The sequence below is a fragment of the Parasphingopyxis sp. genome, assembly GCF_052168275.1.
Lineage (GTDB): Bacteria > Pseudomonadota > Alphaproteobacteria > Sphingomonadales > Sphingomonadaceae > Parasphingopyxis.
Genome location: NZ_JBQLZM010000148.1, coordinates 1 through 13,311, shown reverse-complemented (window position 1 = coordinate 13,311; position 13,311 = coordinate 1). Strand labels below are relative to the sequence as shown.

The following is a 13,311-nucleotide window of genomic DNA, read 5'->3' as shown; positions in this document are numbered from 1 at the left end:
CGAAACTTGTGTAACGCGCCGGGACGGACCGGCGAAACCATCGGGGAGCCCGGCCGACGGACCATCCGGCTGCCGGGCCAGAACAAAGACCCGATGGAGGACAGACATGAACAAGTTCGTTTTGGCCTTGGCGGCCGCCGCCCTGAGCGCCGCCGCCTGCGCGCCGCAGACCGTTACCGAAGAAGCGTCCGCGGAGGACATTCTCGCCGAAGTCAGCGACGGGCGCACCGGACCGGTCTATACCGGCTCGGGCCGCAATATCGCGCTTTCGGGCTATGACGCGGTTTCCTATTTCACCGGCGACGGGACGCCGCAGCCCGGGAACGAGCAGTTCGCCGTCGTCTATAACGGCGTCCAGTATCATTTCGCGAACCGGGCCAATGCCGAGACCTTTCAGGCCGATCCGGCGCGCTATGCGCCGGCCTATGGCGGCTTTTGCGCCTGGGCGACCGCGCGCGGCGATCTCGCCCCGGGCGATCCCGAAATCTACCGGATCGTCGACGGCCGGCTCTATCTGAACTTCAACGGCGCCGTGCAGCAGCGCTGGGAAGCCGACATTCCCGGCTTCATCGAGAGCGCCGACGAAAACTACCCGCTGTTCGCGTCCGACGACCGGGAAGGCGCATCGCTTGCAGGCTGAACCGCGGGGTTCCGACGAAAGCCGGGCGGCGGGCGTCATTGTCCGCCGCCATTTTCGGCCTTCAGTAACAGTCGATCGTCTCGATCCGGTCCTCGGCGTCCAGTTCGAGGTTGAGCCGGTCGGCGCGCAGATCTTCGATCACCGCATCGCCCGGCCGTATCCAGCGAATATCGTCGGTTTCGACGAGCGCCTCGACGGCCCGGCGCGTGTCGGCATCGGCCAACCTGCCGACGAAGTCGTCCAGCCGGTCGGCTCCGCATGCTTCCGGCAATATCCCCAGACAGTTCGATCCCGCAGGACGGCGGATGTCCGGGTTGATGCCGGGGCAGGGCGGCAGATCGCTTTCCCGCGCCAGGTCGGGGGACATTACCGGCGTGTCGCCATCGGCTGCCGCCAGCTCCGCCGAGCGCGCGGCGGCCTCGCGCGCCTCGCCGGTGTCCGCCATTCCGGCCCGTTCGGGCGCCGCGCCGCAAGCCGACAGGCCGAGCAGCGCGAGGGCGGAAGCCGAGGCAAGAAGAATGATACGCATGATACACCTCACTGTTCGAGGCCCGGCAGTTTAGCGCCGTTTCTCGATATGGGCCAGCATGTTGGCATCGGCCGGTGCCTGGCCGGACGTTCCATCCAGCCGCTCGGGCGTCGCTACCGGGCGTCCATCGGCCGGGTCGAACAGCGGCGAGCGTTTCCAGTCGCCGGACAGCCGATCGGCGAGTATCCGTTTCAGGGCGCGGTAGATCATCACGGGCGTAGCGGTCGTCGGCACGTTGCCGACATCCCCCTCGGCAAATTTCGTGAACACATGGCCGCTGGGCGGACCGAGCGTCTCATCGCGGCGGTCTTCATCGAGCGCGAAGGTTAGGACGCTCAGAAACGGCTGTTTCCCGGAACCCATCGTATTGAACAACGGGGTCTGGCAGCATCGCGCATACCAGCGCAGCGTCGCCTTGTCGGTGAGATGGATGGCCGCAAGCTGATCGACGCCGGAATCCAGCACCAGCTTGGCAACCCGCGTCTGGTAGACCGACGTGCCGGCATGGGCGTCGAGCACCTCTTCGGCCCGCCCCAGCCTGCGGACGAAAGCCTGGCAATCGTCGCAATGGCACACATAGCGATCGCCCTTGCCGGGTCCGACGTCGCGCAGCCTCCCGCGCACTTTCCCGCAAATGCAGCTCAAGCGAAGATCTTCGGCCATGTCGCGGGGCACTAGGCTCAGTTTTTTTCCTTGTCCACCAGCTTGTTGGCGCCGATCCAGGGCATCATCGCGCGCAGCTCCGCGCCGGTCTTCTCGATCGGATGCTCGGCCTGCAATTTGCGCGCCGCCTTCATCTCGGGATTGCCCATCCGGTTGTCGGTGATGAAGCGCTGGACGAACTTGCCCTTCTGGATATCGTCGAGCACCCGTTTCATCTCGGCCTTGGTTTCCTCCGTGATGACGCGCGGGCCGGTATGGTAATCGCCATATTCGGCCGTATTGGAGATCGAGTAGCGCATGTTCGCGATGCCGCCCTCATACATCAGGTCTACGATCAGCTTCACCTCGTGCAGACACTCGAAATAGGCCATTTCGGGGGCATAGCCGGCTTCAGTCAGCGTTTCGAAGCCCGCCATGACCAGGCTGGTGAGGCCGCCGCACAGCACCGCCTGCTCGCCGAACAGATCGGTCTCGCATTCCTCGCGGAAGGTCGTCTCGATGATACCCGAGCGCCCGCCGCCGACGCCGCTCGCATAGGCGAGGGTGACGTCGTGGGCGTTGCCGGTCGCGTCCTGCGCGATCGCCATCAGGCAGGGTACGCCGCCGCCGCGCTCATATTCGGCGCGCACCGTATGGCCCGGGCCCTTCGGCGCGATCATGATCACGTCGAGATCGGCGCGCGGCTCGATCAGGCCAAAATGCACGTTGAGACCGTGGGCGAAGGCGAGCGCCGCGCCCTCCTTCATGTTGGGCGCCAGATCCTCGGCATAGATCGCCGCCTGGTGCTCGTCGGGGGCCAGCATCATCACGATATCGGCCCAGGCGGCGGCCTCGGCGTTGCTCATCACCTTGAAGCCCGCGTCTTCCGCCTTTTTCCGGGTTGCCGAACCTTCGCGCAGCGCGATCGCAACGTCGCTCACGCCGCTATCGCGCAGATTCTGCGCATGGGCATGGCCCTGGCTGCCATAGCCGATGATCGCGATCTTCTTCCCCGTTACCAGGCCCAGATCGGCGTCGGCATCGTAATAGACGCGCATAAGTTCACACTCCCTGTTTTTGTTTCGGACGGCGGAAATAGTCGGTGACCCGCGTCCAGTAATAAGAAACGACATAGATGGAGACGGGCAGGGCGAGCGCCACGCCGTCATACCAGACCCAGCCCCAGACATTGACCGCGCCGATCACGGCGAGGACGGGCAGTAACGGCCAGAGCCGCAGGATGATGATCCAGGCCATCGCGAAAAGGGCGAGCACCCAGTGCATCTCGTTTTCGAGCGCCATGAACACCGCCGAACCGAACGCCAGAAAGTAGAAAAAGGCGATCACGATCGCCGATATGCTGATGATTTCGCGCATCGTTTGTTTCTAGAACTTCGGCCCGCCAGACATATTCCGGATCCGTTCGGGCTGGGCCTGTCGAAGCACCTTCCTTCTTTTAGATCCGGAAGAAACGGGCGACCCTTCGACAGGCTCAGGGGGAACGGGAGTCGTCACGTGCCGCACCTCTAGCTTGCTTCCTTGCCGCGGCCAATGGCGACGACGCCCGTTCGGGCGACCTCGACGAGGCCGACTTCGCGCATCAGGTCGATGAAACTGTCGACCTTGTCGCTGTTGCCGGTCACCTCGAACACGAAGCTCTGGGTCGTCGAATCCACGACCCGCGCGCGATAGACGTCGGCAAGGCGCAGCGCCTCGATCCGGTTGTCGCCGGTGCCCGCCACCTTCACCAGCGCCATGTCCCGTTCGACATGCGGACCGATCTCGGTCAGGTCGGTGACCTTGTAGACGGGCGGCATCCGTTCGGTCTGGGTGATGATCTGGTCGATCACATGCGGCGAGCCGATGGTGACGATCGTGATCCGGCTGATCGTCTCGTCCTCGCTGACATCGGTCACCGTCAGGCTTTCGATATTGTAGCCGCGCGCGGTGAACATGCCGGCGATCCGCGCCAGAATGCCCGGCTCGTTGTCGACGAGAATGGAGAGGGTGTGACGCTCGGCGGTTTCGGTACGGATTTTCATCAGACCAGCGCCTTGGCTTCATCGTCCATCGTGCCCGACACGGTGTCGGATTCGAGGAGCATTTCGGTATGCGCCGCGCCCGACGGGATCATCGGGAAGCAATTGGCGAGCTTGGCGACGCAACAGTCGACGAGCACCGGCCCGTCATGTGCGAGCATCGCCTCGACGCCGCCGTCGAGATCGGCGGGATCCTCGATCCGGATGCCTTTCCAGCCATAGGCTTCCGCCAGCTTCACGAAATCGGGCAGCGAATCGCTGTAGCTTTCGGCGTAGCGGCCCGAATAGGTCAGTTCCTGCCACTGGCGGACCATCCCCATATATTCGTTGTTGAGGATGAAAATCTTGACCGGAAGCCGGTACTGGCTCGCCGTGCCGAGCTCCTGGATGTTCATCTGGATCGAGGCTTCGCCGGCGATATCGATCACCAGCGCATTGGGGTTGCCGATCTGCGCGCCGATGGCGGCTGGCAGGCCGTAGCCCATCGTGCCGAGTCCGCCCGAGGTCAGCCATTTGTTCGGATTTTCGAAGCCGTAATGCTGGGCCGCCCACATCTGGTGCTGGCCGACTTCGGTCGTGATGATCGGGTTGCGATCGTGCGTCGCCCGCCACAGCGCCTGGACGGCGGCCTGTGGCATGATCTCCTTCTTGTTCTCCGGAAAGGCGAGGCAGTCGGTCGCCCGCCAGCCGTCGATCCGCGCCCACCAGTCCTGCATTTCCGCCTTCTTGAACTGGCGCCCCTTCCAGATCTTGACGATGTCCTCCATCGCCCGGCCCGCATCGGCGTTGATCGCGAGGTCGACCGGCACGATCTTGTTGATCGAACTGCGGTCGATATCGATATGGATCTTCTTCGAATGGGGCGAGAAGGCGTCGAGCCGGCCGGTCACGCGGTCGTCGAACCGGGCGCCGATCGCGACGATCAGGTCCGCCTTGTTCATCGCCATGTTGGCCTCGAACGTGCCGTGCATCCCGAGCATGCCGAGCCACTGGTCGGACGAGGCCGGGAAGGCGCCGAGGCCCATCAGCGTGGACGTCACGGGCGCGCCGGTGATCCGCGCCAGCTCGCGCAGGATCATGCTGGCGCCGGGCCCGGAATTGATGACGCCGCCGCCCGTGTACAGGACCGGGCGTTCGGCCGCCGCGATCATCTCGGCGGCGGTCTCCACATGCGCGGGATCGGGCTTGTCGCGCGGAACATAGGCCTTGTGCGCGATGGGACCCGACTTGCGATAGCGGCCGGTGGCGACCTGCACGTCCTTGGGGATGTCGACGACGACGGGCCCGGGGCGGCCGGTGGTCGCGATGAAAAAGGCCTCCTGCACGACGTTGCCGAGCTTGTCGGGGTCTTTGACCAGATAGTTGTGCTTGGTGCAGTGGCGCGTGATGCCGACCGTGTCGGCCTCCTGGAACGCGTCGGTGCCGATCAGCGTGGTCGGGACCTGGCCGGTGATGACGACCATCGGGATCGAGTCCATCAGCGCGTCGGTGATTCCGGTAACCGCGTTGGTCGCGCCCGGGCCGGAGGTGACGAGGACGACGCCGGGCTTGCCGGTCGCCCGCGCATAGCCCTCGGCGGCGTGCGCCGCGCCCTGTTCGTGGCGGCAGAGAATGTGGCGGATGCGCTTCTGCTTGAACAGCGAATCGTAGATCGGCAGCACCGCGCCGCCCGGATAGCCGAAAATGACGTCCACGCCGCAATCCAGCAGCGCTTCGACCAATATATCCGCTCCAGCTTTCTCGGCTGCCATGATCCTCGTCCATTACCCGATGTTGCGCTGCAATAGCAGCGCGGAGACCGGGCTGCTAGACAGGCAAAAATTGTCTGTCAACGTATATCATAGTAATTTAGTTACAATAAAACTCTCAAAATCATTATATTCTGATTCCGAGATGCGCGGCCAATCGGCCGGGGGCTGGTTGGAGAACCATGTGTATTGGCGCTTGGCATAGCGGCGCGTGGCTTGGGCTGCCGCCGCGACGGTTTCGTCGCGGTCCGTGTCGCCGGCCAGAAAAGCCGCGATTTCAGGGACTCCGATGGCGCGCATGACCGGCAGGGCGGGATCGAGTCCGCGATCGAGCAGGCGTCGCACCTCGTCGACCGCGCCGCTTTCGATCATGTCGGCGAAGCGCCGGTCGCACCGCTCGTAGAGCCAGTCGCGATCGGGCAGCAGGATCAACGGCGCGAGCCGGATCTCGCCCGCGATGCCGCCGCGTTTCTCGCGCTGCCACGCGCCGATCGGCCGGCCGGTCGAGCGGATCACTTCGAGCGCGCGGGCGATTCGGCTGGTGTCGGTCGGGTTGAGCCGCTGCGCCGATGCCGGATCCTCGCGTTGGAGGGCGGCGTGGGCGTCGGCGACGGGCAGCGCGCGAATCTCCGTGCGGATGCCGGCGTCGATTTCGGGGATCGGCGCGATGCCGTCGAGCAGCGTGCGGTGATAGAGCCCCGTGCCGCCGACGAGGATCGCGGGACGGCCTTCTCGATGCGCGGCGGCGATCTCCGCCCTGGCGTCCCCGGCCCAGCGGGCGGCCGAACAGGCGTCCGCCCCGTCGACATATCCGAAGAGGCGGTGGGGCAGGGCCGCTTCCTCGGCCGCGCTCGGCCGGGCGGTCACGACCCTGAGGTCGCGATAGACCTGCGCGCTGTCGGCGTTGACGATGACGCCGCCCGTCCGCTCCGCGATCCGCATCGCGAGAGACGACTTGCCGCTGGCGGTCGGCCCGGCGATAAGCGCGACCCTGGCTTTCGTGGAGTTTCCCCGCATGTTCATCGCAACGCTCATAGCAGCAGATCGGCTCTCCGCAGGCGATATTTCGCTGGCATCGGACCTGCTCGCGGACGCGGGCGGGGATATCCTCGGCCATGAGTGGATCGAGCCGGACAAGGCCGCCGATATCCGCTTTTCCGGCGATCTCGTATCGGCGCGCCGGGCGCTGGCGGCGCTCGGCGCCGGCATCGACCATGTCGCGCAGCCGGAAGCGGCCCGCGCCAAGAAACTGTTCGTCGCCGACATGGATTCGACGATGATCACCGTCGAATGCCTGGACGAACTGGCCGATTATGCGGGGTTCAAGCCGCAGGTCGCCGCGATCACCGAACGCGCGATGCGCGGCGAACTCGATTTCGTCGAGGCACTCGACGAGCGGGTGTCGCTGCTCGCGGATATGGATGCCGGAGTCGTCACCCGTTGTCACGACGAACGGGTCGCCCTTTCGCCGGGCGCCGTCACGCTGGTCCGGACGATGAAGGCGCGCGGTGCGCATACGGTGCTGGTGTCGGGCGGATTCACCTTGTTCGCCGATCGCGTGGCCGCCGAGATCGGGTTCGACCGGGTGGTTGCGAACACGCTCGACATCGCGGCCGGCCGGCTGACGGGCCGGGTCGCCCGGCCGGTCGTCGACAGCGCGACGAAACAGCGCGTCCTGCAGGAAGAAACGGAGCGGCTGGGGCTGGCCGCGTCGGAAACGCTGGCGATCGGAGACGGCGCCAACGATCTCGCCATGGTCGAGCAGGCCGGGCTCGGCGTGGCCTATCGCGGCAAGCCGACGCTGCGCGACGCCGCCGACGCGCGGATCGATCACGGGGATCTGACGGCATTGCTGTACGCGCAGGGCTATCCGCGCAAGGGCTGGGTCGAAAGCTAGCTCGACCGCGTCATGTCGGACGCGACGGCGCTGAGCGCGAAGGCGACCGAAGCCTCGTCGCCGGCAAAGCTGAGCTCGATCCCGGTTTCGGAAATCGCATGCACCTCCGCGACGATCTCGCCGGCTGCCGGATGGACCAGCGTGACGGTCGCGCCGCAGGCCGGTTCGGCATTGCTCCGTACCGTCGCGCCGCGGCCCGACACACTTTCGAGCGCCGCCGGCACGGGCGCATCGGCGTGGAGCACGCACATCCGCCGCCGCCGCCATCGTGACGCCATCGATCCGCCCTGCATTCTGTACGGTCGGGTCATACACCTTCCCCTTGGGAAGGCGCAGTAGCCGCGATCGGCAAATATTCGGTTAAGCGCGCCTAGCGTCGGCGGACGGCGATGCATTCCGATCCGGCGCGGGCCGCCGCCGCACACGCCTGTTGCGCCTCGGCCCGTGTACGGAAAGGCCCGGCCTGAAGGCGGGTATAGGGTCCGGCGCGCACGAGATAGGGCTGCAGATTGGCGAGCGACGACGCGCGCCCGCTGACCTGGCGCCACAGGCTTTCGGCCCGCGGCCGCTCCCGGAACGAACCCAGCTGGATCCGCCAGTCGCCGCTCTGCGCCGCGGGGGCAGCGGGCGGCGGGGCCTGGGTCAACACCACGGGCGGCTGCTGCGCCGGCGCGGCGGCAGGCGGCGAAGCGGGCGGCGGCGTCGCCGCGGGCGGACTGGCAGCGGGCGCGGGAACCGGCACCGGCGTGAAGGTCGGCGACGGCGCGGGGGCCGGCGGCGGTGGCGGGGCGACCGCGACCTGGGTCACCGGGTTCGCCTCGGCCATCTGCGCGGCCATCGCGGTTCCGGCCTCGCGTTGATCGAGCGGGATATAGCGGTCCATCTGCTGCAGGCTGGCCGCGGCCTGGGGCAGGCCGGCGGCGCTCGCATTGCTCATCAGCGCATAGGCGCGGACCCAGTCGCGCGGCGCGAGATCGCCGTTGAACAGCGCGGTGCCGTAGATGTATTGCGCGCGGGGTTCGCCGCGATCGGCGGCGCGAACGATATAGGGCATGGCCTCTTCCCGATTGCCGTCCTGGAACAGGATCAGGCCGTAATTGGCCTCGGCCTGCAGATGCCCCTGATCGGCGGCCTGTCGGAAGAGGTCGCGGGCGCGCTCCATGTCCTGCGGAACGCCGCGGCCGAGCTTGTAGGCCTGGCCCAGATTGAACTGCGCGTCAGGATCGCCGGTTTCGGCGAGCGGCTGCCATTCGGAAATGGCGCGGGCGTAATCGCCGTTGCGCCAGGCTTCGACGCCTTCCTGCACCCCGGCATTAACCCCCCATGGTAACGCCATCAGCGCCAACGCGGCGCCGATCGCCGTCCTGTGTCTTACCGCCATCTGCCGATCTCCCCGATTTTCAGGACCTTGCCTATCGCGAATAATAGCAGGGTTAAAGCCGGATTAGCAAAACCGCGCCGTCCATTTCCGGGACATCAATCAAAATTTAACGCCAGACGTTAACCAGATTTTAGTCACCCGAGTGGCAATGCCGCTGATGAAATACCGCCATCAAAGGGGATATCATGCGGGTATTGGCATTAGCATCGCAGAAGGGCGGCTCGGGAAAGACGACGCTTTCCGGGCACCTTGCCGTAGAGGCGCAGCGAAGTGGCGCGGGACCAGTGGTGTTGATCGATATCGATCCCCAGGGTTCGCTCGCCGATTGGTGGAACGAGCGTGAAGACGATATGCCTGCCTTCGCGCAGACGACCGTCGCCCGTCTCGCGGCCGACCTCGAGGTTCTGCGTCAGCAGGGTTTCAAGCTGGCCGTCCTCGATACGCCGCCGGCCATCACCATGGCGATCCAGAGCGTCATCCAGGTCGCCGAACTCATCGTCATTCCGACCCGCCCGAGCCCGCACGATCTGCGCGCCGTCGGCGCGACGGTCGATCTGTGCGAACGGGCCGGCAAACCGCTGATCTTCGTCGTCAACGCGGCGACCCCCAAGGCCAAGATCACCTATGAAGCCGCCGTCGCCCTGTCGCAGCACGGCACGGTCGCGCCGGTCACGCTGCACCACCGCACCGATTTCGCCGCCTCGATGATCGACGGCCGGACGGTCATGGAGATCGATCCCAACGGCAAGTCCGCCGCCGAAATCCGTGAGCTGTGGGCCTATATTTCCGACCGGCTCGAAAAGAATTTCCGCCGGACCGTGTTCAGCGGGCCGAAATTCGCGGCCCAGCCGGGCACCGTGCAGCGTCCCGCGACAGGCGGTTTCGGCCGCCGGGTGACAGGCCAGTAGGAGCGACATAATGGGCGAAGAAAAATTCGCGTCGCTTTCCTCGGGTCTGCTTGCTCGCAAGGGCACCGCAAAGCCCGCCATGCGACGCCAGGGATTCATCAATCCGCAGGGTGACGTCACCGAGGATCTGGGCTGGAACGATATGGGGTTCGAAGCCCCCCGCCCGATCGACGGCGATTCCGAACATCATGGCGAGACGCCGCTTCCGGAGGTCCGCAAGCAGCAGGACCAGCTCGCCGAGGGGCTGAACGAGCTAGGTCAGGATCCCGCCGAGGCGCCGCTTCCGCCCGCCATCGACGAGATGGATGCCGAGCCCGAACCCTATCGGCCGAATGGTCGTGGCGGTCTGACGCCGATGGACGCGACCGAAGGCGACGTCGAACCGATTGAATATGACGATGGCGACGACGACGTCGATACGCCGGAACCGCGCCTGGAGGACGGCGTGCGCCAGCATGGCCGCTCGCCGCTCTCGGAAAAGAAGATCCCGAGGGCCGGGACGCGCATGGAGACGGCGGCGGAGCCGCAGGACAGCGATGTCCCGGCGCGCGAGAAGGTCGCCTTCACATTGCGGCTCGACAAGGAGCGGCACCTGAAGCTGCGCCTGGCATCGGCCGTCACCAACCAGTCGGCCCAGCGCATCGTCACCGAAGCGCTCGACCGGTTCCTGGAACAGAATCCCGAAGTGCGGGCGCTCACCGGACAGGCGTCCGGCGGCAAAACGCACTGATTGAGGAGGGGTATAATGAAACCGAGCATCATCAAAATCGCCGCATCGTCGCTGGCCGTCGGCGCGTCGCTTGTCGGACTGACGCCGCTTGCCAACCAGGCCTTTTCGACCGGCGCGACCGAAACCGACAGCCGCTCGGCCCAGCAGGCCGTAACCGCGGCCGGCGAAGCCCGCGAAGCGCTGGGCCGGAACGACAGCATTGCTGCCATCCGCCACGCCGAGCATGCGGTGCAGTCGATGCCGAACAGCGCCGAATATCGCCATCTTCTCGGCCGGGCCTATCTGGCGGCCGGCCGCTTCGCGTCGGCGGAAACGAGCTTTCACGACGCGCTGACGCTCAATCCCGAGCTGAACCGGACCGCGTTCAACCTCGCGCTCGCGCAGATCGCACAGGGCAACCGATCGGACGCGCTGGCCGAACTCAACAATCTCGAAGGCCGCCTGGGCGCTTCCGATCTCGGCCTCGCCATGGCGCTTGCCGGCAATCACGAGCGCGCGATCGAAATCCTCCAGCAGGCGGCGCGCGCCAATGGCGGCGATCCGCGTGCGCGGCAGAATCTCGCTTTGACCTATGCAATGGCCGGACGCTGGGCCGAGGCCCGGATCACGGCGGCGCAGGATGTGAGCCTTGCCGAACTCGACGGCCGCATGCGCGACTGGACGCAGTTCGCTGCGCCGGAAAATGAATGGGATCAGGTTTCGAGCCTGCTCGGCGTTACCGCGGATCGCAACGATCCGGGCCAGCCGATGCAGCTCGCGCTGGCGCCGCAGGACACCATGGTCATGACGGCCGAAGCGGATATCGAAGACGGTTCCGCCGATCAGGATCCGGTCGTCGCCTTTACCGCGCCTGCCGAAACCGGCGCGGTTGCCGATGTCGAGACGGCGCCGGTGATCGAAGCCGATGAGGCGCCGATGCGCGTCGCGGCGGTGGACATCGAGGACTATTCGGCGCCGGCCGCTGACGCCTTCATCGTCGAGGAAGAGGACAATTACGAAGTGGCCGATGCCAGCGATGCGATCGCGGCCGCGGCGGCTCCGGCGGCCCAGCCCGTCGTGGCGCTGACGGCGCCGGTCATCGCCGCCTCCGCTCCTGCCGAGGAAAGCTGGCTTGCGGTTCTGCGGGCCGCCCGCGCGCCCGAACGGCCGGTTACCGCCGTCGCGCCGGTCGATCAGCCCGCCGCTCCCGCGGCATCGCGCAGTTCCGATGGACGTTATGTGGTCCAGCTCGGCGCCTTTTCCAGCGAGGCCAGTGTGCGCGTCGCCTGGGACCGCGCAGTCCGGCGCTATGGTGGCCTCGCCGAATATACGCCGTCGCGCGCGACGTTCGAAGGCGGCCGGACGCTGTATCGCCTGTCGTTCGGCGGTTTCGAAACCCGCCGGGACGCCAACCGTCTGTGCCGCACCCTGCGGTCGCGCGGTCAGGAATGTTTCGTGCGCGCCCGCGCTGGCGATGCGCCGCTGCAGGTGGCGGCGCGCGGTGGCGCAGGAGCGGCCGCGCTCCGCTAGCCGGCCGATCCGACGATATCAGGAGGGCTGTCGATCCACGGGTCGGCCGCCCTTTATCGTGTGGACGACCTTGCCCTGCACCGGCAGCTCGTCGAACGGCGTGTTGCCGGCGCTTGAGGCCATGCTCGTCGTATCGACGCGCCAGGGCACATCGGGATCGAAGACGACCAGATCGGCCGCCGCGCCGGTTGCCAGCGAACCGCCAGCGACGCCCAGCAGCCTTGCCGGGTTGGACGACAACAGCGCGAACAGGCGCGCCATGTCGACATGGCCGTCTCTCACCAGGTTGAGCGAGAGGGTGAGCAGCGTTTCCGCGCCGGACATGCCGGGCTCGGCATCGGCATAGGGGAGGCGCTTCGCCTCGGGCCCGTGCGGATCGTGACCGGAACAGATGACGTCGATCGTGCCGTCGGCAAGCGCCCCGAGCGCGGCATCGCGGTCTTCCGCGCTGCGCAGCGGCGGGGACAGTTTGGCGAAGGTGCGATAGGCGCCGATATCGACATCGCAGAGCAGCAGGTGCGCGGGCGTGATCCCGCAGCTGACCCCGATCCCGCGCGCCTTGGCGTCGCGGATCAGGTCGAAGCCGCGGGCCGTGGTCACGGTGCGGAAATGGATATGCGCGCCGGCCTGTTCGGCGAGCATCAGGTCCCGCGCGATCGCCATGGCTTCGGAGATGGCGGGGGCGCTCGGCAGGCCGAGCCGGGTGGCGGTCTCGCCGTCGGTCGCGACCGCATGGCCCGACAGTCCTTCGTCCTCGGCATGGGCGATGACGACGAGATCGAGGGCCGCTGCGTAGCGCAGAACGCGGTGCATGACGCCGGCATCGGCGATCCGCCGCCGCCCGGTCGAAACGGCCGCCGCGCCGGCGCGCTGCATCAGGCCGAATTCGCTAAGTTCCTCGCCCCGCAGTCCCTGCGTCGCGGCAGCCATCGGGTGGATCCAGACGGCGGGCTTTCCGGCCGCGGCCGCGTGCTGGACCATCGCCGGTTCGTCGATCGCCGGCGACCGGTCGGGCATCAGCGCAACCCGCGTGATGCCGCCGGCGACGAACGCCGGGATGTCGACGGCGAACACGCCCAAATCGACGATGCCCGGCGCGACGTGGAGACCGCCGGCGTCGAGCGTCTCGGCGCCGTCCGGCGCGCCGCCAACGATCACGCCGTCGGCGCAGGCGATATCGCCCGGCGCAACGCGGCCCGCCTCGGGGTCGACCAATGTCCCGCCGGTGATCGCCAGCGCGCTCATGCCCAGCCCTCCACGCCGCGCTGCTTGCGGGTCAGCACGTCGA

Annotated in this window: 15 protein-coding genes; 5 read left to right on the top strand and 10 right to left on the bottom strand. The window is 66.8% G+C overall.

Annotation, left to right across the window (positions count from 1 at the left end; translation table 11 throughout):
- Positions 1–106: 106 nt before the first annotated feature.
- Positions 107–640, top strand: a complete 534-nt coding sequence (locus tag ACTS1X_RS13705; RefSeq protein ID WP_442614966.1) for a YHS domain-containing (seleno)protein — start codon at positions 107–109, stop codon at positions 638–640.
- Between the two features lie 61 nt (positions 641–701).
- Here the strand turns inward: ACTS1X_RS13705 and ACTS1X_RS13700 are convergent, their stop codons facing one another.
- From ACTS1X_RS13700 to miaA, 7 genes are all read right to left on the bottom strand, one after another.
- A complete protein-coding gene (locus ACTS1X_RS13700; RefSeq protein WP_442614965.1) occupies positions 702–1,169 on the bottom strand; it encodes an I78 family peptidase inhibitor in 468 nt (155 codons plus the stop codon).
- Positions 1,170–1,199: 30 nt separating this feature from the next.
- Positions 1,200–1,832 (bottom strand): DUF6151 family protein, encoded by a 633-nt coding sequence (locus ACTS1X_RS13695; RefSeq protein WP_442614964.1) that lies wholly within the window; start codon positions 1,830–1,832, stop codon positions 1,200–1,202.
- 17 nt (positions 1,833–1,849) lie between these two features.
- Positions 1,850–2,869: a ketol-acid reductoisomerase gene (gene ilvC / locus ACTS1X_RS13690; RefSeq protein WP_442614963.1), complete on the bottom strand. Its 1,020-nt coding sequence runs from the start codon at positions 2,867–2,869 to the stop codon at positions 1,850–1,852.
- Positions 2,870–2,873: 4 nt separating this feature from the next.
- Positions 2,874–3,188 carry a hypothetical protein gene (locus ACTS1X_RS13685; RefSeq protein ID WP_442614962.1) on the bottom strand — a complete coding sequence of 105 codons (315 nt, stop codon included), beginning with the start codon at positions 3,186–3,188 and terminating at the stop codon, positions 2,874–2,876.
- A gap of 149 nt (positions 3,189–3,337) precedes the next feature.
- Positions 3,338–3,853, bottom strand: coding sequence for an acetolactate synthase small subunit (gene ilvN, locus ACTS1X_RS13680; RefSeq protein ID WP_442614961.1), 516 nt, complete (start codon positions 3,851–3,853; stop codon positions 3,338–3,340).
- On the bottom strand, positions 3,853–5,601 hold the full coding sequence (locus tag ACTS1X_RS13675; protein WP_442614960.1) for an acetolactate synthase 3 large subunit: 1,749 nt from the start codon (positions 5,599–5,601) through the stop codon (positions 3,853–3,855). Before ACTS1X_RS13675 ends, ilvN begins: the two co-directional genes overlap by 1 nt.
- Before the next feature lie 87 nt (positions 5,602–5,688).
- On the bottom strand, positions 5,689–6,615 hold the full coding sequence (gene miaA, locus ACTS1X_RS13670) for a tRNA (adenosine(37)-N6)-dimethylallyltransferase MiaA (protein WP_442614977.1): 927 nt from the start codon (positions 6,613–6,615) through the stop codon (positions 5,689–5,691).
- Between miaA and serB the strand changes: the two genes are divergently transcribed.
- A complete protein-coding gene (serB, locus tag ACTS1X_RS13665; RefSeq protein ID WP_442614959.1) occupies positions 6,614–7,495 on the top strand; it encodes a phosphoserine phosphatase SerB in 882 nt (293 codons plus the stop codon). The two genes, miaA and serB, sit on opposite strands and share 2 nt — an antisense overlap.
- Here the strand turns inward: serB and ACTS1X_RS13660 are convergent.
- Together ACTS1X_RS13660 and ACTS1X_RS13655 are read right to left on the bottom strand one after the other, a co-directional pair.
- On the bottom strand, positions 7,492–7,806 hold the full coding sequence (locus ACTS1X_RS13660) for a hypothetical protein (RefSeq protein ID WP_442614958.1): 315 nt from the start codon (positions 7,804–7,806) through the stop codon (positions 7,492–7,494). The two genes, serB and ACTS1X_RS13660, sit on opposite strands and share 4 nt — an antisense overlap.
- A gap of 59 nt (positions 7,807–7,865) precedes the next feature.
- Entirely contained in the window at positions 7,866–8,876 is a 1,011-nt protein-coding gene (locus tag ACTS1X_RS13655) for an SPOR domain-containing protein (protein WP_442614957.1), read from the bottom strand.
- Between the two features lie 185 nt (positions 8,877–9,061).
- On the opposite strand from ACTS1X_RS13655, the gene ACTS1X_RS13650 reads away from it, so the two are divergent.
- The 3 genes from ACTS1X_RS13650 to ACTS1X_RS13640 are packed head-to-tail and all read left to right on the top strand — an operon-like array spanning position 9,062 to position 12,023.
- Positions 9,062–9,784 (top strand): AAA family ATPase, encoded by a 723-nt coding sequence (locus ACTS1X_RS13650; RefSeq protein WP_442614956.1) that lies wholly within the window; start codon positions 9,062–9,064, stop codon positions 9,782–9,784.
- A 10-nt stretch (positions 9,785–9,794) separates the two neighbouring features.
- Positions 9,795–10,514 (top strand): hypothetical protein, encoded by a 720-nt coding sequence (locus ACTS1X_RS13645; protein WP_442614955.1) that lies wholly within the window; start codon positions 9,795–9,797, stop codon positions 10,512–10,514.
- A gap of 15 nt (positions 10,515–10,529) precedes the next feature.
- The gene (locus ACTS1X_RS13640) at positions 10,530–12,023 is read left to right on the top strand and encodes an SPOR domain-containing protein (protein WP_442614954.1); all 1,494 of its coding nucleotides are present in this window, start codon (positions 10,530–10,532) and stop codon (positions 12,021–12,023) included.
- A gap of 18 nt (positions 12,024–12,041) precedes the next feature.
- On the opposite strand, the gene ACTS1X_RS13635 is transcribed toward ACTS1X_RS13640, so the two are convergent.
- Positions 12,042–13,268 carry a dihydroorotase gene (locus tag ACTS1X_RS13635; RefSeq protein WP_442614953.1) on the bottom strand — a complete coding sequence of 409 codons (1,227 nt, stop codon included), beginning with the start codon at positions 13,266–13,268 and terminating at the stop codon, positions 12,042–12,044.
- Between the last annotated feature and the right edge of the window lie 43 nt (positions 13,269–13,311).